Origin of the sequence: Polynucleobacter arcticus (assembly GCF_013307205.1) — a bacterium.
Taxonomy (GTDB): Bacteria; Pseudomonadota; Gammaproteobacteria; order Burkholderiales; family Burkholderiaceae; genus Polynucleobacter; species Polynucleobacter arcticus.
Map to the genome: position 1 here is coordinate 318145 of NZ_CP028940.1, position 20757 is coordinate 338901.

The 20757-nt window shown below is 44.3% G+C and carries 20 protein-coding genes; 10 read left to right on the top strand and 10 right to left on the bottom strand.

Translation table 11 applies throughout. From position 1 onward, the window contains the following. The 7 genes from DN92_RS01785 to DN92_RS01815 form a co-directional block, all read right to left on the bottom strand. Positions 1–2221, bottom strand: a 2221-nt coding sequence (locus DN92_RS01785) for a two-partner secretion domain-containing protein (RefSeq protein WP_217426034.1), incomplete at its 3' end; no start/stop codon positions are given. Positions 2222–2273: 52 nt separating this feature from the next. Beyond that, on the bottom strand, positions 2274–3968 hold the full coding sequence (locus DN92_RS01790) for a ShlB/FhaC/HecB family hemolysin secretion/activation protein (protein WP_173959639.1): 1695 nt from the start codon (positions 3966–3968) through the stop codon (positions 2274–2276). After that, on the bottom strand, positions 3965–4132 hold the full coding sequence (locus DN92_RS01795; protein ID WP_173959640.1) for a hypothetical protein: 168 nt from the start codon (positions 4130–4132) through the stop codon (positions 3965–3967). Before DN92_RS01795 ends, DN92_RS01790 begins: the two co-directional genes overlap by 4 nt. A 175-nt stretch (positions 4133–4307) precedes the next feature. Then, positions 4308–4994 (bottom strand): Crp/Fnr family transcriptional regulator, encoded by a 687-nt coding sequence (locus tag DN92_RS01800; protein ID WP_173959641.1) that lies wholly within the window; start codon positions 4992–4994, stop codon positions 4308–4310. Positions 4995–5117: 123 nt separating this feature from the next. Beyond that, positions 5118–5837, bottom strand: a complete 720-nt coding sequence (locus DN92_RS01805) for a Crp/Fnr family transcriptional regulator (RefSeq protein WP_173959642.1) — start codon at positions 5835–5837, stop codon at positions 5118–5120. A 194-nt stretch (positions 5838–6031) separates the two neighbouring features. Further along, positions 6032–6277: a hypothetical protein gene (locus DN92_RS01810; protein WP_173959643.1), complete on the bottom strand. Its 246-nt coding sequence runs from the start codon at positions 6275–6277 to the stop codon at positions 6032–6034. A 215-nt stretch (positions 6278–6492) separates the two neighbouring features. Then, a complete protein-coding gene (locus tag DN92_RS01815; protein WP_173959644.1) occupies positions 6493–7077 on the bottom strand; it encodes an outer membrane protein in 585 nt (194 codons plus the stop codon). Positions 7078–7283: 206 nt separating this feature from the next. Here DN92_RS01815 and DN92_RS01820 point away from each other — a divergent pair, with 206 nt between their 5' ends. The 3 genes from DN92_RS01820 to DN92_RS01830 are packed head-to-tail and all read left to right on the top strand — an operon-like array spanning position 7284 to position 8273. After that, a complete protein-coding gene (locus DN92_RS01820) occupies positions 7284–7619 on the top strand; it encodes a BON domain-containing protein (RefSeq protein WP_173959645.1) in 336 nt (111 codons plus the stop codon). A gap of 54 nt (positions 7620–7673) precedes the next feature. Beyond that, positions 7674–7850, top strand: a complete 177-nt coding sequence (locus DN92_RS01825) for a CsbD family protein (protein WP_173959646.1) — start codon at positions 7674–7676, stop codon at positions 7848–7850. 33 nt (positions 7851–7883) lie between these two features. Beyond that, the gene (locus DN92_RS01830) at positions 7884–8273 is read left to right on the top strand and encodes a COG4315 family predicted lipoprotein (RefSeq protein WP_254598317.1); all 390 of its coding nucleotides are present in this window, start codon (positions 7884–7886) and stop codon (positions 8271–8273) included. A gap of 64 nt (positions 8274–8337) precedes the next feature. Here the strand turns inward: DN92_RS01830 and DN92_RS01835 are convergent. Together DN92_RS01835 and DN92_RS01840 are read right to left on the bottom strand one after the other, a co-directional pair. Further along, a protein-coding gene (locus DN92_RS01835) for an IS3 family transposase (RefSeq protein ID WP_437342746.1) occupies positions 8338–9689 on the bottom strand; the annotation gives its coding sequence in 2 pieces (ribosomal slippage) (positions 8338–9227 and positions 9227–9689; 1353 coding nt in all). A gap of 109 nt (positions 9690–9798) precedes the next feature. After that, positions 9799–10851: an NAD(P)-dependent alcohol dehydrogenase gene (locus tag DN92_RS01840; RefSeq protein ID WP_173959647.1), complete on the bottom strand. Its 1053-nt coding sequence runs from the start codon at positions 10849–10851 to the stop codon at positions 9799–9801. Between the two features lie 177 nt (positions 10852–11028). Here DN92_RS01840 and DN92_RS01845 point away from each other — a divergent pair, with 177 nt between their 5' ends. Both DN92_RS01845 and DN92_RS01850 read left to right on the top strand, forming a co-directional pair. Next, the gene (locus DN92_RS01845; protein WP_173959648.1) at positions 11029–11313 is read left to right on the top strand and encodes a hypothetical protein; all 285 of its coding nucleotides are present in this window, start codon (positions 11029–11031) and stop codon (positions 11311–11313) included. 28 nt (positions 11314–11341) lie between these two features. Next, positions 11342–11680, top strand: a complete 339-nt coding sequence (locus DN92_RS01850; RefSeq protein WP_173959649.1) for a hypothetical protein — start codon at positions 11342–11344, stop codon at positions 11678–11680. 80 nt (positions 11681–11760) lie between these two features. Here the strand turns inward: DN92_RS01850 and katG are convergent, their stop codons facing one another. Then, on the bottom strand, positions 11761–13914 hold the full coding sequence (katG, locus tag DN92_RS01855; protein WP_173959650.1) for a catalase/peroxidase HPI: 2154 nt from the start codon (positions 13912–13914) through the stop codon (positions 11761–11763). A gap of 447 nt (positions 13915–14361) precedes the next feature. Here katG and DN92_RS01860 point away from each other — a divergent pair, with 447 nt between their 5' ends. The 5 genes from DN92_RS01860 to DN92_RS01880 all read left to right on the top strand — a co-directional run bounded on the left by DN92_RS01860 (position 14362) and on the right by DN92_RS01880 (position 20553). Further along, positions 14362–16692: a beta strand repeat-containing protein gene (locus DN92_RS01860; protein ID WP_173959651.1), complete on the top strand. Its 2331-nt coding sequence runs from the start codon at positions 14362–14364 to the stop codon at positions 16690–16692. After that, positions 16692–17021, top strand: a complete 330-nt coding sequence (locus DN92_RS01865) for a DUF2059 domain-containing protein (RefSeq protein WP_173959652.1) — start codon at positions 16692–16694, stop codon at positions 17019–17021. Before DN92_RS01860 ends, DN92_RS01865 begins: the two co-directional genes overlap by 1 nt. 317 nt (positions 17022–17338) lie before the next feature. Further along, a complete protein-coding gene (locus DN92_RS01870; RefSeq protein WP_173959653.1) occupies positions 17339–17737 on the top strand; it encodes a BLUF domain-containing protein in 399 nt (132 codons plus the stop codon). Positions 17738–17798: 61 nt separating this feature from the next. Continuing rightward, positions 17799–18632: a GGDEF domain-containing protein gene (locus tag DN92_RS01875; protein WP_173959654.1), complete on the top strand. Its 834-nt coding sequence runs from the start codon at positions 17799–17801 to the stop codon at positions 18630–18632. Positions 18633–18930: 298 nt separating this feature from the next. Beyond that, the gene (locus DN92_RS01880) at positions 18931–20553 is read left to right on the top strand and encodes an HD domain-containing phosphohydrolase (protein WP_173959655.1); all 1623 of its coding nucleotides are present in this window, start codon (positions 18931–18933) and stop codon (positions 20551–20553) included. Positions 20554–20757: the final 204 nt, after the last annotated feature.

Below are 20757 nucleotides of genomic sequence, written 5' to 3' on the forward strand. Positions count from 1 at the left end.
AAGAAACCGTATCGCCAGCCAGCGGTGTTGTACTCAGATTGACAGTTGCAGTCGTATTACCGTCATAGACCTTATTAATACCAGTAGCGCTTACCAATAATGGTGCTGGGGTAATGGTGGCGGTTGTATTACCTGTTGGTGCATACAGCGCTAGATTAGTACTAGTTCCACCAAGACTGTAGCCTGTGTAGGCTACCGCTTTATTAACACCAGCATTTTCATTATTAAAAGTTGCTGTACCAGGGACTAAGGTTACCGCACTAGTATTAGTTGGCGTACCTACAAAGCTGAGTGTGGCAGCTGTAGACTGATCATAGACCTTATCATTCCCCTGCAAGTACACCCACGCTTTTATATCAGTTGATGTGGCGGTTATTTTCAGTAGATAAGCTGCCACTTCAGCATTGGTAGTTGTGTAATTAACAGGATTAAAACGAATGAGCGTGCTGGGAGCAGTGACAGCTGTACCAATTGTCAGGGTACCAGCCCCAGTCCCATTGTTTCCCGAGATGAAGGACGCAGATCCTGTCGTAGTTACAGTGCCAACGCTAATATTATTTCCTGCAGTCATATTCACTTGATTACCAGCTGATGCGCTAGAAGTAAATGTTGCTGCTGGGGCAATGATATTGTTGACCGCGGTAATGTTTATTTGATTGCCCGCACCGCTAGTGGTTAGAGTGCCTGCAGGAGCTGAAGTTATCACTACATCATGACCAGCAATCAGATTTAGTCTTGCACCAGCGGTACTTCCGGTAATAGCGGCATTGATATTAATATCATGGCCTGCATCTAAGGTAAGGGCTTGTGATGTTGACCAGGTGATCGGGCTATTAACTGTGATGTCATTCGTGGCATCAATCGTTCTATCACTGCTTGCTAGACTTGTCGTGACTTGTGCGGGGGTTTCATCACCACCGCTATCGGCGATAGTCCAATTTACCGGATCCAACAACCACATCCCAGTTCTACCTCGAGGTGCTAGGGTGTTGACGTATGCAGTATCTGTGAGGATAAGATGCTTACCGGAGGTTTCAATAAAACCACCATCACCTGACAGTACTCCGCCGCGAGCTGTTAAGGTGCCAGCAACAACCGTTGTATTGTCTGACCATAATGCTATCCTGCCGCCACTACCTGTCTGGAGTGCGTCAGCATTAATTACGCTTGCGCTATTCATATTGGTGAAGAGTGAGTTCGGTTGAGGGCCGGCACCAATAAAATTGCCCCCCACTAGCGCTTGGCCACCACCAGCATCACCACTGACATTGATGTTGGCATTAGTCAGATTGACTGTACCCCCTAATAATTGCACTGAACCACCAGTTTGACCAGCCCTTGTTCCAGAGGCATTGAGTTTGCCACTCACGCTCACTACCCCAGCATCAGGCCCGGCACTAAGCACGATGGATCCATTGGCATTATTAATGGATTGCGCTTGGATAAGACCGGTATTGTTAACAGCATTTGAGAGTAGGCTACTAGCTCCCCGCGCTGTCATCAGGACTTGTCCACCATCGGCCATGATGAGATGACCATTGCTGACCAATGCATTGACTGCACCTTGATCAACGCTGACATTGAGCAAGCGGTCTCCGGCAACATCGAGCGTTAGTCCATTGCCCGCTGCTAAAGCAACCGTGCCTAACCGTGCAGTAATCACGCCGGTATTGCTGACATTGGCCCCGAGGAGGGCAATATAGCCACCATCGACATTGGTTGCTAGATTGCCTTGGTTACCGATAGAAGCGGTACTATTGCCAGCAAAGCGATAGTTACCAGCTAAGAAGTTGCTATCGGTCATCCCTAGGGTAGAGGCCACCATGCCGCCCACATTGACCTGGGATCCAGCGCCAAAGAGGATGCCGTTAGGATTGATTAAAAACACGCGGCCATTAGCAGAGAGGTTGCCCATAATGCGAGTACCATCTGATCCCATGATCCGATTAAGGGCGATTGAGCTACTGCTAGGTTGATTAAATCGAACAGATTCGCCAGCACCAATATTAAATCCTTGCCACTGAATAACGGCTTTAGGAGTCGATTGATTAATCGTAGTCGTACTTCCAGCAGAGTTGATAGACGCAGTACCCGAAGTCACCACACCACCGACTGGGGCAGCCTGAGCAAGGCTGGCGCAAAAGAGGGCTAGAGCAAGGGTGAGGCGGGCTGAAGGTTTAACCCTAGATTGAACCATCGTCAGATTAGTAATTGTTTTCATGATCTTTTTCCATATTGAAATAGTCTTGCTCTACTGTTTGATTTTGTTTTAATCAAAAATATTTAACGAGTTGTATCCAAAACTGACCGGTTGCGCTGGTATTGAGAGTCGCTGGCGTATTTCCAATCTTGTGAGCGTAATAGCCCTTAACGGTAAAGTTGTTTAAGTCTGCCCATGTCAAGCCGACCCCTGCACCGTTTAAAGTGACGGTGTTATTACCAGCCTCTAAAGGATTCTTGTTGTAAATCACACTACCCGTGTCATAAAGCGCAATCAGACTCACTCTTCCAGGAATAGGTGCAGACCATGCTGGTAATAGGTAACGTACTTCCAAGTTCACGATGTAACCTTGGTCTCCAAAAGCAGTGCCGGCAGGATAAGCTCTAACACCATACATTCCACCAAGTTCCATCTTCTCCCAGATATTTAAATTCTTGGATGCAATCTGCCCATTAACTGCACCGTAGAGTGAAAATGGCGTATCCATAACGTTCTGCAATCTCATGCCGTTAAAGGCAAGTTTGTTATACGCACCGTTAGTCTTGGGACCTTGACTACGACTATCAATAGCACGTGCAGCAGCAGTTTGTATATTTAGATTTCCAAAGGACCAGACAGCACCGTAGCTAGTAAGGCCACCACCCCCAAAAGAGTCGCGATGGTCTCCGTATATTCCGGGCATCAATACATTGGCATGTTTATCGGTAGTTTTGGGGTAGACAATGTCATCAGCACTATCAAAGTTCTCTTGATAGGCCCGAGAATCCAATCCCAATTGAGCATATAGATTGGTTGCACGCGAACGAATCAGTGGGTAGCTACCATAAACGCTGGCAATCTTAGCGCTGCCATGTATTCCTAAATCTGAGTATTGCTTACCTAAGGCATAGTTGATCTGTGTATAAGCAACTCCTACTGTGCCCCGTCCTGCTTGGATTTGATATGAAGCACGACCATAAGTCATCCCAGGGCCAGAGCTTAAGACGCGAAGACTGGCTACATCTCCAAGTCCAGCTAAGTTATTGATATTTACTGTGGCACCTAGGCGAAAGGCACCAGTGGCTGGTAGGCCAGCATTATCGCCTTCGATACTTCCTGAAACGAGTGGTCCCGGTGTTAAGTCCACATTTAAATCCGAGGTTCCTGGTGTCGAGCCTGGTACTAGCGTTGAATTAACAATTACACCAGGCACATCGGAAAGCAAGAGCAGTCTTGTTTCTAGCGGGCCAGACTCAATCAAATCACCGCTATCCAGACCACTTATTAGATTATTGGCTATTCCATCGGAAAGTCGAGTTTGGTTGTTGATGGTGACATTCCCATATTCACCAACAATGACGGTAATTGTCACGACACCATTCTTAATAGTTTGTGCTGGCAGATAGGCTTGAGCCAGAAAGTAACCGCGCTCGCGATAAAAATCGGCAATTTTTACTGTCATGAAGCGAAGGTCTGTCAGCGTCAAGTCGCTTCCAGGAACAAAGCCTGTGAGGGCAATTAATTCGGATTCTTCATAGACCTTTTCACCCCTGATCTGGATTTCGTTAACGCGAATCGTTTTAGTATCTGCAACTGCACTAGGAGGAGGGGTTGTTGGCCTATCTATTTCAATTTTAGGCGCTTCATTACGTTGAATAGGTGCTGGTGGAATTTGAAATAAAGGTATTGCACTACCCACTGGTGGGGCTGCCAAGGTCGATTGTGCTGCCATCAACAATATGCCGATATGGATGTAATTGATTTTCATGATGCTGCCTTGCTAGTCAGCGCTGCAATTCCTTGGGTCGGTGACTGAGACTCAATATGATTTAAGGCTACTGATAGAAGCTCAATCGCAGATATTGCGATAACTAAGGAAATCAGCAGGATTCTGAAGGTGGATCCAAGGTGGTGTTGGAAGAAGTGACGCATGAGTACTTCCTTTGCATGAAATAGATCTTCACTTTGAAGGAAGTATTGCGAATGGTCTGTGCTACATCGAACATAGAAGACCTAATTTGAACTAGTACCAATACAATTAGCGCCATACGGAAAGCCGTTTATTCATACTTGGAAAGTAGCGCACACCAATAAAAATAATTTATCTCTAGCCGATGACAGAGGAATATATTTTTCTATTTTTTTGGTAGCAACTACAGGCCTCAGCTTTGAGTGCTGAACGATTGATAACTTTCATTTCCCCGCGGTGGTATTCAATCAAGCCTCTTCTGCGAAAATCTGCAGCAGTGGTGGTGATTCCTACGCGACGCACTCCCAACATGAGTGCAATAAACTCATGTGTCATCTGAAAGGTGGGTGAGTGGGCCCGATCTTGACTCATCAGGAGCCATTTGGCTAGGCGCGGGCCTATTTCATGAAAATGTTCACAGGCTGCCGATAGGCCGAGCTGGTTAATGCGGACCGTTAGATAGCTATCCACAATCGCTTCAAATTCTGGGATGTTTTTAATATGAGTTAAAAAATCATTCACACCCATCTTCCACGCGTTTCCCGAGCCTTGTACTAAGGCTCCAAAGGGATTTGTCATGCTACCGAGGATTACCTCGGCACCCAGCATGCCTTCTCTACCAATCATTCCGATTTCAATCGGAGGATGTTTATCAATACTCTGGGTTATTGAAATAAACCCATCAATCGGAAAATACAAATTCTCCACTGGTTTATCAAACACACAAATATTGTCCGATAAGGTGAGGATGACGAGATCGGCTTTGGCTAGGACAAGCTCCTGCGTCTCTTTTGGGAGTGAGTTGATTAGATTATTCTTGCTCATGTACTGTAACCTCGGGGTTAGATATATCACTCTATCTTGATGATAAAGTTTGAATAGTCACAGTAATTACTGTCCCGATATTAGTATCGGCCTGCGGTAGAGCCCCGTCTGTCTGCTAGAGAACTAAACGGCCATTTTTTCTGGAAGAAGACGCTGATATTCCGTTTTCACGACTTGATAGCATTCGCAAGTACGATGCTCAAGTCCTGCGCGATCTAAGATAGTGATATGGCCCCGCGCATATTGAATGAGACCGGCTGCCTGCACCTTCAACGCAGCTTCTGTAACACCTTCTCTGCGAACGCCGAGCATATTAGCGATCAGCTCTTGCGTCATGATGAGTTCATTGCTAGTTAAGCGATCGAGGCTCAAGAGCAGCCAGCGACAAAACTGCTGATCTAAAGTGTGATGGCGATTGCACACAGCAGTTTGAGACATTTGGGTAATTAAGGCTTGGGTGTAGCGTAAAAGTAAATGCATGATGGGGCCTGACTGATTGAATTCAGCCAAAATGAGAGAGGATTTAATGCGGTAACCTTTTCCTGCGCTCTGTACGACCGCTCTACTAGTGGTCGATTCACCACCCATAAAAATCGAGATACCTACTGCGCCTTCATTGCCAACTACGGCTATCTCAGCTGAAGAGCCGTTTTCTAAGGCATAGAGCAGGGAGACGATAGCTGTAGAAGGGAAATAAACATGACTCATTTTTGTGCCTGGCTCATACAACACTTTCCCCAGAGGAAGGTCTACGGGCTCAATATGGGGCAACAATCTTTCCCAATCAGCATTAGGAATTGAATGGAAAAGGTAATTACGGTCTTTTAGAGCTTTAGTTTCCATTGCGCCGTTCAGAGTTCGATGATGGTTTATGTAACTAAATATACATCTTGATACTATTTTAATATGTACGTCACCGAACATAACGCTGATTCAGGCAATAAAAAACCCACCAAATTGAAGGTGGGTCTAGGCTAAACCTGAAAAGCAGGTCTCATTTTTAGCCAAAAGCTGCAATCAATTGGGTATTAGGCCAATTACTTCATCGCTGGAGCAGCCGCTGCAGTTTTTTTGCAGGCCATTTCACTATGTTCATTGGCATGCAAAGTGTGGCCTTGAGCTACAGCAGCATGAAAACCGGCATGTTTAGCATCGCCAGCCTCAGCATGTTTAGCAGCTTCTTTATGAGCCATTGAAGCTGCATCGCAATGTTCAGCAGCCTTCAGATGATCTTGGTGAGCCGATGTGGATGTTTGGTGCTGGTTTTTGTTATCAAGTGTCATGTATTTCTCCTAAGGATATAAGTAGAGGATTCTCTATTCATGCAAGTCAAAAAATGGCTCACAAGTCACTATAAGATTGCCATCCATTAGCATGGGTCTGTTGGCATACATAAACGTAAATAATTATTTCTTACAAATAAATTAACAAGAAAAAAGCCACTTCTAAATGAAGTGGCTTATAAACATCCCGAGTAAGCTGAGATGAAAAGGAGTAATTAGAATTTGTAACCAATACCTATGGTTGCAATAGTTGTACTTGGCTTATAAGTGATACCGGATACATTTGCAGTGTTGTACTTAACTTGTTGACCTTCAATTTTGACATACACATTTTTGTCTAACAAAGCCTGAAGTCCGATACCATAACCAATACCGTTAAGATTGCTTGCGCCTGAGACGCCTAGATCATTAAAGGTGCCTTGCATGCGGTTATAACCAAGCAATGCGTACAGCATAGTGCTCGTACCAAGTACGTAGCCCGGCTTAAAGTTAATACTCCAATGTTTTTTACCAACTAGGTTAGCGGTGCCTGATGTACCACCTTTAGTATCTGCTAAGTCATAGGTTCCAGCAAGGCCCAAGGCAATTTCTTTGCTAACGCCAAATGCATATCCAGCTTCAACAGTAGGCACTACTGATTGCTGACCCATATTAGCTGATCGAGTGCCTGATAAATCAGTGCTTCCACCAACTGAGCTCACAGAAACGCCAACTGAGGGGCCTTCAAACGGATTGGCCTGAGCCATTGCGCCTGTGGCTGCAACTGAAAAAAGTGCGGCTGCTAATAATTTCTTGTTCATTTTTTATTTCCTAATATAAGAGGTAGTTACCTGGCGAAGAATAGGGGGGGCGGTAGGTTTGGTCTGTCTGTTAACGCACATTAAAAATAAATTTCTTATGTTTGATGCCGAACATTCAAAAAAGTATTTAGAGAATATGGTTTGCATGTACCTAAGGATTTGTTGACGCCTTCAATTAGTCAACCGCTTACACATGAAAGAATCAAATGAGCCTAATTAAAAAAATCTCTGTTTTAGCATTCACCGGTATCTTGATTTCTCTTACTGCCTGCGCAGCAACAGAAACCAAGGAGAGCACTGGGCAATATGTCGATAACAGCGTTCTTACTGCCAAAGTGAAGACTGCTATTTTCAACGAGCCTACATTGAAATCCTCAGAAATTTCTGTTGAAACATTCAAAGGTGAAGTTCAGTTAAGTGGCTTCGTCAGTTCCATTGCTCAAACTAACAAAGCAGTCGAAGTCGCTAAGGGTGTGCCTGGAGTGACTTCTGTAAAAAATGATATGCGTGTGAAGGGCAGCAATAACCCTTTTTACAAGTAATCAGTATTCATTATTTAGCAGTTTCGTAGTCTAACGTTCTACAAGGAGATTTCCATGAATAAAGATCAAGTTAAAGGCCGCATTGAAGAAGTTAAGGGCGCAGTAAAAGAAGTTGCGGGCAATATTGTTGGCAATAAGTCTCTTGAGACTGAGGGCATTGTTCAAAAGAATATTGGAAAAGTACAAGCAGGTCTCGGTGACATTAAGTCTGATGTGAAGAGCAAGCTTTAACAGTCCATTTACATTTCATATAAAAGGATCGATATGAATATTTTCAAAAAACTTGGCTTTGCAATGCTAGTTGTCAGTAGTTTGGCTGCTTGTGTCTCATTATCGGGCGGTCAGAGTATTGTCAAGACGGAAGATGGAGTACTTGTTAGCACCAATAACATGACTCTATACACCTTTGATGGCGATCAGGCTGGTTCTGGAAAATCAACTTGCAATGGAGGTTGTGCAATCAACTGGCCTCCTTTATTGGTTGATGTGAACTCTACTTCCTATGGTAGCTATTCAATCATTAAACGTGATGATGGCAAGCAGCAGTTTGCTTACAAAGGAAAGCCGTTGTATTACTACTCATTAGATAAAAAACCTGGTGAGCGTAATGGCGACAATGCTCTCAATGGAGCTTGGCACATCGTCAGGATGTAAGCTGACTATGATGTAAGGAGCAGCCACCCCGCGTGAACTGACCCCCAAAAGTTGGACAGTTTAGTTAGGTTAGCACGAGGGATTGGGTTCGGTAATTTACCGGGCTTAATCCCTTTAGTTTTTGTTTGATTCGATCATGGTTGTAGTAGTGGATATATTTCTTTAGTTCTGCTTTAAATGATTCGACACTTTCAAACCTCTTCCGATAGAAGAACTCGGTCTTCATAATCCCAAACCAGTTTTCCATAACTGCGTTGTCTAAGCAGTTACCTTTTCTAGACATGCTTTGAGTAATGCCTTGCTGGTGTAGGGCCTGTTGATACAGCCCCATTTGGTATTGCCAGCCCTGGTCTGAGTGCAATACTGGCCTGTCTTCATTCTTGAGTCGTTTGAAGGCGCTCTTTAGCATCTGCATTACTGAGCTAATCTGTGGTCGATCAGCAATCTCATAGGAGATGATCTCTTGGTTATATAGATCCAGGATGGGTGAGAGATAAACTCGCTCGCCCTTGATATTGAACTCAGTCACATCAGTCACCCACTTTTGATTGGGTGCTTTAGCTATAAAGTTGCGCTCTAACAAGTTAGGGGCTGCCTTACCCACAGACCCCTTATAAGACTGATAGCGCTTGGGCCTCACAAGGGACTTCAGTCCTAGTTGGCCCATCAGCTTTTGCACGGTCTTGTGGTTTAGGTATTGCTGTTGATTACGCAGCTCTAAATGTACCCGCCGATAGCCATAGCGACCCCGATGGGCATTAAAGATCTGGGTGATATGCTCTTTAGCCCCCTGATAAGGATCAGCTTTACTACTGGCTGCCCGCCAGTAGTAGTAAACGCTTTTAGCCATCTTGGCGATGAGTAGTAAGTCTGGTAAACGGTAATGCGGCCTTAGCTCAGTAATTACTTGGGCTTGTTCTCTTTTACTGCTTTGCTCTGAGCTAAGGCTTCTAACTTTTTTAGGTAGGCAGCCTGTGCTTCGGCATACCCCAAACGTCTTCGCAACTCTGCCGGCGTGAGCTCCGAGATAGGCTTTTTGAGTAATGCTTTGATATTAAATTGGGACATCGGCGGTTGTCCTCTCTGTCGATTGGCAAGGGCTGTAATACCGCCTTCATTGTAGAGTTTTTGCCATTGCAAAATGGTGGTCATACTACCAATCCCAAAGTGGGCAGCAGCTGGCCTAGCTGATATCTGATACTGTGCCATGTACTCTAGAACCTGTACTTTGAACTGCGGGGAGTGGCGTTGGTAGCTAGGATTAAGACCACTATGGCCACGTGCTTGATAGGCTAAAGCCCATTTGCGGACATCTGAGTGACTAATCTCAAATAAGTGACTTACCCGCTTAAGACCACCTGACTTTAGAAACTCTTTAACTACCTTTAGCTTGAACTGCTTGCTGTACTTGCTCATAAAACAAAACCCCCTTGGTTGGACATAACGTCCAACTTTTGGGGGTCAGTTCATTCGGGTGGCTGTTTTACTATCAAGCCTTCCAACTAGGTCAGTTCTTTCGGTTCTATTACGTGACGCTTAGGCTACTCATATCAATTACAAACCGGTATTTAATATCACCCTTTAGCATACGTTCAAAGGCCACATTAATTTCATTCATTTTGATGATTTCAATGTTGGCAGTAATGTGATGCTTAGCGCAAAAGTAGAGCATTTCTTGGGTCTCTGTGATGCTACCCACTATAGAACCAGCAATACTTCTGCGTCCATAGACTAGAGGCTCCGTATTGAGCTCAGCTGTAGGGCCAATCGAACCTACGATACACATCGTCCCATCGAGCTTCAATAAGCGTAGGTATGGGTTAAAGTCGTGCGGTACAGGAATGGTATTGAGTAAAAAATCAAATTGATTCAGCATTCTGTTCATCGCTATTTTGTCGGTCGATATGAGTGCTTCATCCGCCCCTAGCTTAATGGCATCCAAAGCCTTTGTTTTGGATGTAGTGATCATGATGGTTTTTGCGCCCATGGCATGGGAGAGTTTTATTCCCAAGTGCCCCAGCCCTCCCAGGCCAATAATGCCTACAGTCATACCCGGTTTGACCCCCCAATGCATTAATGGGGAATAGGTCGTGATACCAGCGCATAGAAGTGGAGCAGCACCAGCGGGATCCAATCCGGTTGGGACTGATAAGACAAAATGCTGGTCAAGCACAATGTTTTTTGCATAGCCACCATAAGCAAAGCCTCCAGGATCCTTTGTGGGGCTATTGAAGATTGTCGTAAAACCTTTTAGACAATATTGCTCAAGATGGGCTTTACAAGAGGGGCATTGATGGCATGATCCAGCCATGTAGCCCGCGCCTACCCTTTGACCGATTTTGAGGTGTTTCACTGCCGATCCTAGGGCTGCTACTTTGCCAATAATCTCATGGCCGGGGACGACGGGATAGTGCGTACTACCCCACTCATTTTTTGCATAATGAATATCTGTGTGGCAAACCCCGCAGAATTCGATATCAATTTTGACGTCATTAACACCTAGATCTCTTCTATCGATCTTGAAGGGCGCCAGTAATGATGTTGCGGATTGAGCAGCGTAACTAGAGGTAGTAGACATCTTTTTTCATTCAATGGGGTCAAATTTCTTGGGACGGTGTTTTGCAACACCACACTCGAAATAATGAATCAGCGTCAATTGATCGTCTGTACGAGGGCGAACTATGGGTCAGAACACTCAGCCCAGTAACTAGGCTTTATTTCGAAGCCGTATGTTTGGTAACGAACAGATCGATTGATGACCTTGTCTTACTCTGAGTATTCACTAACTGTATTTGATGACGAAGGGTGGTTAAAAATGGGTTCTTCAGAGGATTTGTATTCAGAGCATGCTGTTCAGTTGCTAGATATCGTCTATGACTTACATGGCGGCGATAAACGCTACCCATATGAAAATATCCCGTTTTCTCATGGCGAGGATGGTGGCATCACCTTAAGCCCGAATCTAATGGCTGAATTGAGCAAAAACGAGAATCAGCACCTGATGGGCTGGGCACACGAGAATATTAAAAGCTTGTTTTGAGAATGAGCGAACAGGATGAAATAGCATCATGAAAAAGCCTAATGCCTACATTCGGTTTCTTAATTTAGTTGCAGTAATGACTACTAAGAGCAAAATCCGGAGTCTGGATTCAATAGAAAAATTGTTATTGAATCAAATTATGATTGACGATGACTTAGGAAGTCTCATCCTCGTAGGCGATCTTTTAAATTTGAGCTCATTGGGATCACAGGCGACACTGCATGGCCGCTTAAAAAATTTGCATTCCATTGGCTACATCGAGCTTGTGGAGCAGGAAGATGGCCGTAAGAAGAGGGTTACACCTACAAATCAGGCCTATAAGCGCATAGCTTTGCTCTCTGACTGCATGGTCCAAGCTACGCAATAAGCCCTTGCATCCGCTATTAAATTGTTACAAAAATAGGGGCTATATTCAGCCCCCATCCCATCCCTTCTAGTAACAAATAGTTAACTAAAAAGATCTGCGTTCATTACCTTAGTCCAGGCTGCAATAAAGTCGCTTGCAAATTTCTGTTTATTATCGTCTTGAGCATAGACCTCTGCGTAAGCACGTAAGACCGAGTTTGATCCAAAAACTAGATCTGCTCGGGTAGCGGTCCATTTTGTTTTACCTGTGCCGCGTTCAACAATGTCGTAGCTATTTCGGCCAGTAGGTTTCCACGAGTAACTCATGTCAGTCAGGTTGACAAAGAAATCGTTGCTTAATGTACCCACTTTATCTGTAAACACACCATCATTTATGCCGCCATAATTCGTGCCTAGTACACGCATACCACCTACTAGCGCCGTCATTTCTTGTGCGGTTAACCCCATTAATTGCGTACGGTCTAGCAGTAATTCCTCAGGCTGAACTACGTAATGCTCTTTTAGCCAGTTGCGATATCCATCGGCGAGTGGTTCCAGCACTTCGAATGACTCAATATCAGTCATCTCTTGAGTAGCATCACCGCGACCAGGTGTAAACGGAACAGCAATATTGAAGCCAGCAGCTTTAGTAGCTTGCTCTATACCCACGTTGCCTGCGAGAACGATCGTATCGGCAATGCTCACTCCACAATCTTTCGCAATTTTCTCGTAGATCGCGAGAACCCTTGCTAAGCGCTCAGGTTCGTTGCCTGCCCAGTCTTTTTGGGGTGCTAAACGAATGCGCGCTCCATTGGCACCACCGCGTTTATCAGATCCCCTAAAGGTGCGAGCACTATCCCATGCAGTTGTCACCATATCGCTAATGGATAGACCGCTGGATTTAATCTTGGTCTTAACTGCTTCGACTCCGTAGTCTTTTGGACCAAGTGGTATTGGGTCTTGCCAGATCAACTCTTCCTTAGGTACATCTGGTCCAAAGTATCTGGCTTTGGGACCCATATCACGGTGAGTTAACTTATACCAAGCTCTGGCAAAGGTTTCTGAGAAGTAGGCTTGGTCTTTACTGAATATTTCAGAGATTTTTCGATAGGCTGGATCCATTTTCATGGCCATATCTGCATCGGTCATCATTGGGGTAGTAAGAATCGATGGATCTTCAACATCTACCGATCTATCTTCTTCCTTAATATCGATAGGCTCGTATTGCCAAGCACCTGCGGTGCTCTTTGTCAGCTTCCATTCGTAATTGAGTAACAGGCGGAAATAGTCGCTATCCCATTGGGTTGGATGCGGTGTCCATGCGCCTTCAATACCACTGGTAACGGTATCTCTGCCAATACCGCGAGTCTTGTGATTTATCCAGCCAAGTCCTTGTTCATCAATTGGAGCGCCTTCTGGAGCTGGGCCTAAATTGTCAGCATTGCCATTACCGTGGGCTTTACCCACAGTATGTCCGCCAGCAGTAAGAGCAACCGTTTCCACATCATTCATCGCCATGCGAGCAAAAGTCACCCGAATATCTTGTGCAGTTTTGAGTGGATCTGGATTGCCATCCACCCCTTCCGGGTTGACATAGATGAGCCCCATCATGACAGCAGCTAAAGGATTTTCTAAAACACGCTCACCGCTGTAGCGACTGCCTTCACCACCACTTTTTTGCAACCATTCCTTTTCGGAGCCCCAGTAAGTCTCTTTTTCTGGATGCCAAATATCTTCACGACCAAACGAGAAGCCAAATGTCTTAAGCCCCATGGATTCATAAGCAATGGTTCCAGCCAGGATCATTAAGTCAGCCCAACTGATCTTATTGCCATATTTCTTTTTAATAGGCCATAGGAGGCGACGTGCTTTATCCAGATTCGTATTGTCTGGCCATGAATTTAATGGTGCAAATCGTTGGTTGCCAGATCCTGCGCCACCACGACCGTCAGCAATGCGATAACTGCCTGCAGAGTGCCATGCCAAGCGAATCATGAGACCACCGTAATGTCCCCAGTCTGCTGGCCACCAATCCTGGCTATTGGTCATCAGATCAGTCATATCCTTTTTAAGCGCTTGGATGTCTAACTTTTTTAATTCATTTCGATAATTAAAGGATGGGCCCATTGGGTTAGTCTTCACATCTTGTTGATGAAGGATGTCCAGATTGAGTGATTTTGGCCACCATGCCATCGGTGTGTTGCCGGACTCTATATTCGCTCCATGAGCGATGGGGCATGTTCCTGATGATGTCATGTGGATTTCCTTCTAAGTTAATCTATTTGGCTTAATTAAAACTATTTACTGTAACTACAAGTTACTCGTTGGTTTATCTGTTTTACCACGCAATAGCTTGTTAGGGTAAATAAGACGTGGCTCAATTAGCCACACTGCTGGTAAATATCGCTTCATCATCCAGTATGTCGTACAGATGTCTGCTGCCGTACATACAACACACAATCAATTTATTAAAGTGGGGATTCTTAGTCGCACACATTGGATATGGCTCCCAGAAATGAATGAATCTGATTTTCAGGTTAAATGGGCTGACAAACTTGTTGTCATGAAAAACCTCGCCAATCCCAATCTAGTGATGAGTAGCACTTTATTGTTTCTCAGCTGATTATGAAATATATCTTGGGATTACAAAAGTTATGGATCATCCCCACACTTTTTTGTCTCATGACGTTGGGAGTATCAACTTTGTCCTATTCTCAAAGTCAGCCGGGATCGGCTCCTGGATCTACTGAAACTGGTGATGGTGCATCGGCTACCGGAATCAATTCAACTGCAACAGGGGTCAAATCAAATGCCAGTGGTGAATCTGCGACGGCAACTGGTCAGAACTCTAGTGCTCTGAGTACAAACTCTATTGCACTTGGAGATAGCTCTACGGCTGGGTTGGATTCCAGCGAAGGTTTAGGCGCAATTGCAGTCGGATTCTCTTCGAATGCAAGTACTAACAATGCGATAGCACTGGGAGCGAATGCAACTTCCGGAGCGGTGATTAGAAGGATTGAGGAGGTATCTGGGGGAGCGATTGCGATTGGTGTTCAAGCCAACGCTATTACATTGAACTCTATTGCCTTGGGCGTGAATTCAGTAGCTGGTGATGCGGAGGGAAAGACAACCGGGTCTATTGCGATTGGTGCTGGGGCAAGTGCAACCGGAGATAATTCTGTCGCAATTGGCACTAACGTTAGGTCGAGTGAAAGTAATACTATATTGCTCGGCACAGATGGCTTGAATACTGTGGTCGGTGGAGCATTATCCGTAACCGGAACGACCACTACTAATGGACTGACTAATACTGGCAATGTTGCAACGACTACATTAAATACTACAGGTCAAGCAACATTAAATAGTGCCACTATCACTAATAACGCAACGGTCGGCGGGACGCTAGCCGTAACCGGAGTAGCTGCCACTAATGGCCTCACTAACACAGGCAACATAGGCAGTACAACTTTAAGCACTACAGGCCTAGCAACCTTAAGAAGCGCAGCAATTACGAATAATGCAACGGTTGGCGGAACACTAGCCGTAACCGGAGTAGCCACCACTAACGGCCTGACGAATGCTGGTAACGTTTCAACGACTACATTGAGTACTACAGGTCAAGCAACATTAAATAGTGCTGCGATCACCAATAATGCAACGGTCGGTGGAACACTAGCTGTAACCGGAGTAGCTACCACTAATGGCCTTACTAATACTGGCAATGTTGCAACGACTACATTGAGTACTGCAGGTCTTGCAACCCTTAACAGTGCCACTATCACCAATAACGCAACGGTCGGTGGAACGCTAGCTGTAACCGGAGTAGCCACCACTAACGGCCTGACGAATGCTGGTAACGTTTCAACGACTACATTAAATACTACAGGTCAAGCAACATTAAATAGTGCCACTATCACCAATAACGCAACGGTCGGTGGAACGCTAGCCGTAACCGGAGTAGCTACCACTAATAGCCTCACTAACACAGGCAACGTAGGTAGTACAACTTTGAGCACCACAGGTCAAGCAACATTAAACAGTGCAACTATTACCAATAATGCAACGGTCGGCGGGACGCTAGCCGTAACCGGAGCGGCCACTACTAATGGTCTGACTAATACTGGCAATGTTGAAACGACTACATTAGAAACTTCAGGCCTTGCAACCTTAAGAAGCGCTGCAATTGCTAATAATGCTAGTGTAGGAGGTAGCCTTACGGTTGCTGGATCAGCTACCACAATTGGCCTGACAAATACCGGCAATGTTGCAACGACCACATTAAATACTACAGGCCTTGCAACCCTAAGAAGTGCAACGATTACCAATAATGCGACAGTCGGTGGAAACCTTACTGTCGTCGGAAAGATTGTTAACAATGACAACGTAGTTTCTATTGGGCAAAATGCAATTCAGATGGTGTCTGGTGCAGTAGGTTCAGCTACTGGTGTAAATGATCGCATTACCACTGATGGTCTAGCACCTGGTGGACCTGATATTCATCTGGGTGGCACAGTAATTAGTAGTGGTGGAGTAGTTGGTTCAACCCCGGTAAATGTTCAAGTAGATGGAACATTAGTTGCCAATAAAGGAATTACTGTTGGCGGTGCAGCAGGGACATCCACTGTTAATTTCAATAATAATCGTCTCCAAAATGTTGCCTCTGCAACAGCTGGTACAGATGCTGTTAATTTATCTCAGGTCAATTCATTAATTGCTACGATGGGTTCATCTGTCAGCCAGGCTCAAGTTACCGGCATCCAGAATCAGGTTAATAATCTGCAAAATCAAGTCAATCAAAATAATTTAGCTGCACAGCGGGGAATCGCAGGCGTTAGTGCCATTGCAGGTATACCAGCTATTGAGGCTGGCAAAGACTTTAGTATTGGAGTTGGGTTAGGTAACTATATCAGCGCAAGCGCTATTTCAGTGGGAGCGCAGGCTCGAGTAGCAAAGTCAACAGTAGTCAAAATTTCAGCTGGTACAACGACGTATGGAGGTGTTGTTACTTCTGCTGGTGTAGGGTTTAGCTTCTAATGAGACGGACATTTCTTCATTTGCTGATTGGCTTTCTATGGCTTTTATCAAGCAGTGTATTCGCACAAAGCAGCCCCCAAACTTCACAAAAAGCACAAATGCGTTATGTCGGAACATTCGAGGCTGGTCAACCCGGGGCGGGTATCTATAAGCTATACGATGCCTCTGATGACGTAGTCTGCTATGTCCTAATGCCTGACACAGCCTCTAGAAAACAGGTGGATTCTAAATGGGTCTATGAGGGCAATGCTTTGGGCTCTATAAGCTGTCTAAAGGCCAACTCAACTAACTCAGCCAATTCAGCTATTTCTCCTGTGGTGAGAAAGTAAAGAGCAGCTTATCAGTTCTCTTGGCTCGAATCCTCATATATTTGAGCTGAAATGTCGTATTAGCAAAAACATCTAACTAATTATCCCAATCAATAGTCTCTATATGGGGCTGAAGCTTCACTCATTCAAAATCTGGGATTGAGTTAAGCAAATGATTGCTCCACTTCAGGTTTTCTGCCAGTGCGCAATTTACTATTAATATATACAATCAATACATATATCATAAGTATATATCTATGTTTGTTACCGAACATACAGCTCATTTTCGGTATGTAATTATTTGAATAATCCTTTAATTCAATATGCGGCAATTGATCATGAAAACATCTGATTTAGTAGAGCTTAGGTACCAGAGTAAGTCGGTCTATGACATGGGTATTTTGGGGTTGACCAGAATTCTTCATACGGCGGTTGCTACCAATACACGACTTGGTATTACTGGCATCCTCTCCTTTGATAAGGGATACTTTGGACAAATTCTTGAGGGTAAAAGAGGGAATGTTGAGCAGGTATGGAGCAGAATCCAAAAAGACAAAAGACATTCCAATATTGAGTTACTTGGAATTTCAGAAATTCAGGAGCGCCGCTTTCCAAAGTGGTCAATGAAACTATTCGATGTACAAGAATTTGCAACCACCTTCCCTCAATTTTCTGATGTCGTTAGTGGGATGTCTGACCGAGACCTAGAAGCTTTTAATGCGATGGGTCGACTCTGATCTTCTGCGTAATGATTTCTTTTAATCTGATGATGATTGCCGTTATGAAAATGCAGGCTATATGAGCGAAAGCATGATAAATCCCGTTGATGATCTTGTTGCTCTCAATTTGACCTTAAGTAAGCTTGCTCTCGCCAATAGGGATATAGCCCTGCAGGTTGCAGAACAGGCTGAAAAGGCCGCTAAATCGGTGTTGGCAACTAAAAAATTAGCTGACGATCTCACTGAACTCAATAAACAGTTAGCAATTGAAAATAAAGAGAAGATAAAACTGGCTGCCGAGTTAAGTGAGGTAAATAAGCGGCTGGAGATTGAGATCAACAAGCGCGAACAACAAACAGAGCAGATTCTACATACATCTCTACATGATTCGCTCACGAAATTAGCCACTCGCTCCTTATTGACCGACCACTTAAATCAAGCCTTCGCTGCGAATCGCCGAAGTGGGTGCAATGGTGCATTGCTTTTTATTGACTTGGATAACTTCAAGGTACTTAATGATACTTATGGGCATCATGCAGGTGATTTACTTTTAATTGAGGTAGGGAAACGCTTGACTGCCTGCGTCAGACTAGGCGATACAGTAGCTCGTTTAGGCGGCGATGAATTTGTTGTCTTGGTTACTGACCTTAATAAAAATATTGAATTAGCGAAGTCCAGCATTCTGCTCATTGCTGAGGAAATTCGCTTGTCTTTAGCAAAACCATCAATTTTAAAGCTGCAAGACGAGGGCGGTCATATACAAGAAGTGGAATGCCAATGCACTGCCAGCATTGGAGTTGTCCTCTTTAATGCCGAGATTGATTCTGGAGATAAGGTGCTAGCAAGAGCAGATCATGCTATGTATCGCGCTAAGGAGGCTGGTCGGAATCGAATTGAGTTTGCAGAAAGCTAATCAGGTATCCATATTCCATATTAATCAACCGTAAGCCATCAAGTTACTAAACAGGTTTTTTTATAGTTTTACTTAGTTTGTTTTTTTATGCTGAATGTATTTTTTAAAAGACTGCTTTGGAACGGGAGTCTTTTAATTAATCTCATTAGTCAGAACTCGGATCCTAGATTTAAAGATGCTATGTGGGTTACTGAACTTATTACTTCGTTTTGGGGTTGTAAAGTTGAATCGTATCCTAGCAGATAAAGTTTTTTCTTTTCTTTAATCATTAACTAAATTCCTCGATATTCTGATAACTATGCCATTGCCATCCTCCCCATCTTCCTCACTCAAGAATACTTTTGAAGAAACTCTTGGGCAGGAGGCTATAGCAAGGATGGCCGCCTTAGTAAATGCCTCAGAAGATGGCATTATTGGCGAAGATGTTCATGGCGTAATTACTAGCTGGAATCAGAGTGCTGAAAAAATATTTGGGTATACAGCCCAAGAGTCAATTGGTAAGTCAACTACATTCTTACTCCCCTCTAATCGTTTAACCGAGGAGAGTGCCATTTTAAATAGGATCCTCAAAGGCGAATCTGTCGGTCGCCTTGAAACTGAGCGAGTCTGCAAAGGGGGTCATCACATTACTGTGTCATTAATAACTTCCCCTATCTATGATCTAAACAGCAATCTCATTGGGGTTTTGAGAATTGTTCGAGATATTACGTTACAGAAGAACGAGGCACAGGCGCTGTTGGATGTGAATAAAGAGCTCGCTTTTCAAAATACAGAAAAAGCGAGGCGTGCAGCTGAACTGGTGATTGCCAATGAAGAGTTGGCCTACCAAAATGAAGAAAAAGAAAAAAGAGTAAAAGAGCTGGTTTTTCAAAATGAAGAAAAGGCAAAGCGAGCAGCTGAACTGGTGATTGCTAATGATGAAAAGGCTAAACGACTACATGAACTTGTTGTGGCTAATGATGAATTACTTTATCAGAACGAAGAAAAAGCGAAGCGGGCAGCTGAACTTGTTGTAGCCAATGAGGAGTTAGTGCATCAAAATGAACAGAAGGCTAAACGAGCAGCTGAACTTGTTATTGCTGCTGATGAGAAGGCTAAACGAGTCCATCAACTTGTCGTAGCTAATGATGAATTACTTTATCAGGGCGAAGAAAAGGCGAAGCGTGCGGCTGAGTTAGCGGTAGCCAATGAGGAAAAGACTAAACGGGTTGACGAGTTAGTTATTGCCAATTTAGAGAAAGACAAAAGGGCTGCCGAGTTAAATGCAAGCATTAAAGAAACGCATCAAACGGTTCATCAGATGCTATCTAGCTTAAATGCGCTTGCCTTAGCACGTGATAACGAAACCGGCAATCATGTGATTAGAACGCAACATTATGTAAGGGCTATTGCAACCCGACTATTGGAGATGGGGCATTACCTAGATCAAATTAATGGGCAAACTATTGAATTGATGTTTAATGCGGCGCCTTTGCACGATATTGGTAAGGTAGGTATACCGGATGCTATTTTGCAAAAACCTGGGAAGCTGACGGATGATGAGTGGACAATCATGAAAACGCACACCACAATTGGTGAAAATATCCTATCCGCTGCGCATCTTCAATCTGACAAGGCAAATCCTATTATCAATATGGCGCATAAGATTGCCGGTAGCCATCATGAGCGCTGGGATGGCACGGGATATCCTCGGGGCTTAAAGGGTGAAGATATCCCTTTAGCCGGCAGAATTATGGCTATTGCCGATGTATACGATGCACTGGTGAGCAAGCGGGTTTATAAGCCGAAATGGACCTATGAGGAGGGAATCTCGGAAATTCTTTCTCTAAGGGCCTTGCAGTTTGATCCCCTCATCGTCGATGCTTTTGTATTGGAGGAAAGTCATTTCAACGAAATTGCTCAACTTCATCATGATGCGTAACTATTGAGCCAGGGCCCGCTTTGAGTCTAAATTGCTTGCTTCAATCATTTAAAAGTGAGATCAATTTAGGGTAAATTTAGGGCAAATTACGATAAATATTTTTAGAGCTGTTGAGACGTCTATTGCCACTTAATTTTCTGTAGTTCACGTTCTTCAAGTAATTACTTTCCCGAATCTCGCTAGGGCGCAGGTGATATTTGGCTC

Bases quoted from the DNA above. Each gene is read 5' to 3' on its own strand.
- DN92_RS01850 (WP_173959649.1), top strand. From the start codon at position 11,342: ATGAAAAAGCCTAATGCCTACATTCGGTTTCTTAATTTAGTTGCAGTA.
- DN92_RS01880 (WP_173959655.1), top strand. From the start codon at position 18,931: ATGCCATTGCCATCCTCCCCATCTTCCTCACTCAAGAATACTTTTGAA.
- DN92_RS01825 (WP_173959646.1), top strand. From the start codon at position 7,674: ATGAATAAAGATCAAGTTAAAGGCCGCATTGAAGAAGTTAAGGGCGCA.
- DN92_RS01790 (WP_173959639.1), bottom strand. From the start codon at position 3,968: ATGAAAATCAATTACATCCATATCGGCATATTGTTGATGGCAGCACAA.
- DN92_RS01830 (WP_254598317.1), top strand. From the start codon at position 7,884: ATGAATATTTTCAAAAAACTTGGCTTTGCAATGCTAGTTGTCAGTAGT.
- DN92_RS01865 (WP_173959652.1), top strand. From the start codon at position 16,692: ATGAGACGGACATTTCTTCATTTGCTGATTGGCTTTCTATGGCTTTTA.
- DN92_RS01810 (WP_173959643.1), bottom strand. From the start codon at position 6,277: ATGACACTTGATAACAAAAACCAGCACCAAACATCCACATCGGCTCAC.
- DN92_RS01815 (WP_173959644.1), bottom strand. From the start codon at position 7,077: ATGAACAAGAAATTATTAGCAGCCGCACTTTTTTCAGTTGCAGCCACA.
- DN92_RS01805 (WP_173959642.1), bottom strand. From the start codon at position 5,837: ATGGAAACTAAAGCTCTAAAAGACCGTAATTACCTTTTCCATTCAATT.
- DN92_RS01840 (WP_173959647.1), bottom strand. From the start codon at position 10,851: ATGTCTACTACCTCTAGTTACGCTGCTCAATCCGCAACATCATTACTG.
- DN92_RS01795 (WP_173959640.1), bottom strand. From the start codon at position 4,132: ATGCGTCACTTCTTCCAACACCACCTTGGATCCACCTTCAGAATCCTG.
- DN92_RS01820 (WP_173959645.1), top strand. From the start codon at position 7,284: ATGAGCCTAATTAAAAAAATCTCTGTTTTAGCATTCACCGGTATCTTG.
- katG (WP_173959650.1), bottom strand. From the start codon at position 13,914: ATGACATCATCAGGAACATGCCCCATCGCTCATGGAGCGAATATAGAG.
- DN92_RS01800 (WP_173959641.1), bottom strand. From the start codon at position 4,994: ATGAGCAAGAATAATCTAATCAACTCACTCCCAAAAGAGACGCAGGAG.
- DN92_RS01870 (WP_173959653.1), top strand. From the start codon at position 17,339: ATGAAAACATCTGATTTAGTAGAGCTTAGGTACCAGAGTAAGTCGGTC.
- DN92_RS01845 (WP_173959648.1), top strand. From the start codon at position 11,029: ATGACCTTGTCTTACTCTGAGTATTCACTAACTGTATTTGATGACGAA.
- DN92_RS01875 (WP_173959654.1), top strand. From the start codon at position 17,799: ATGAGCGAAAGCATGATAAATCCCGTTGATGATCTTGTTGCTCTCAAT.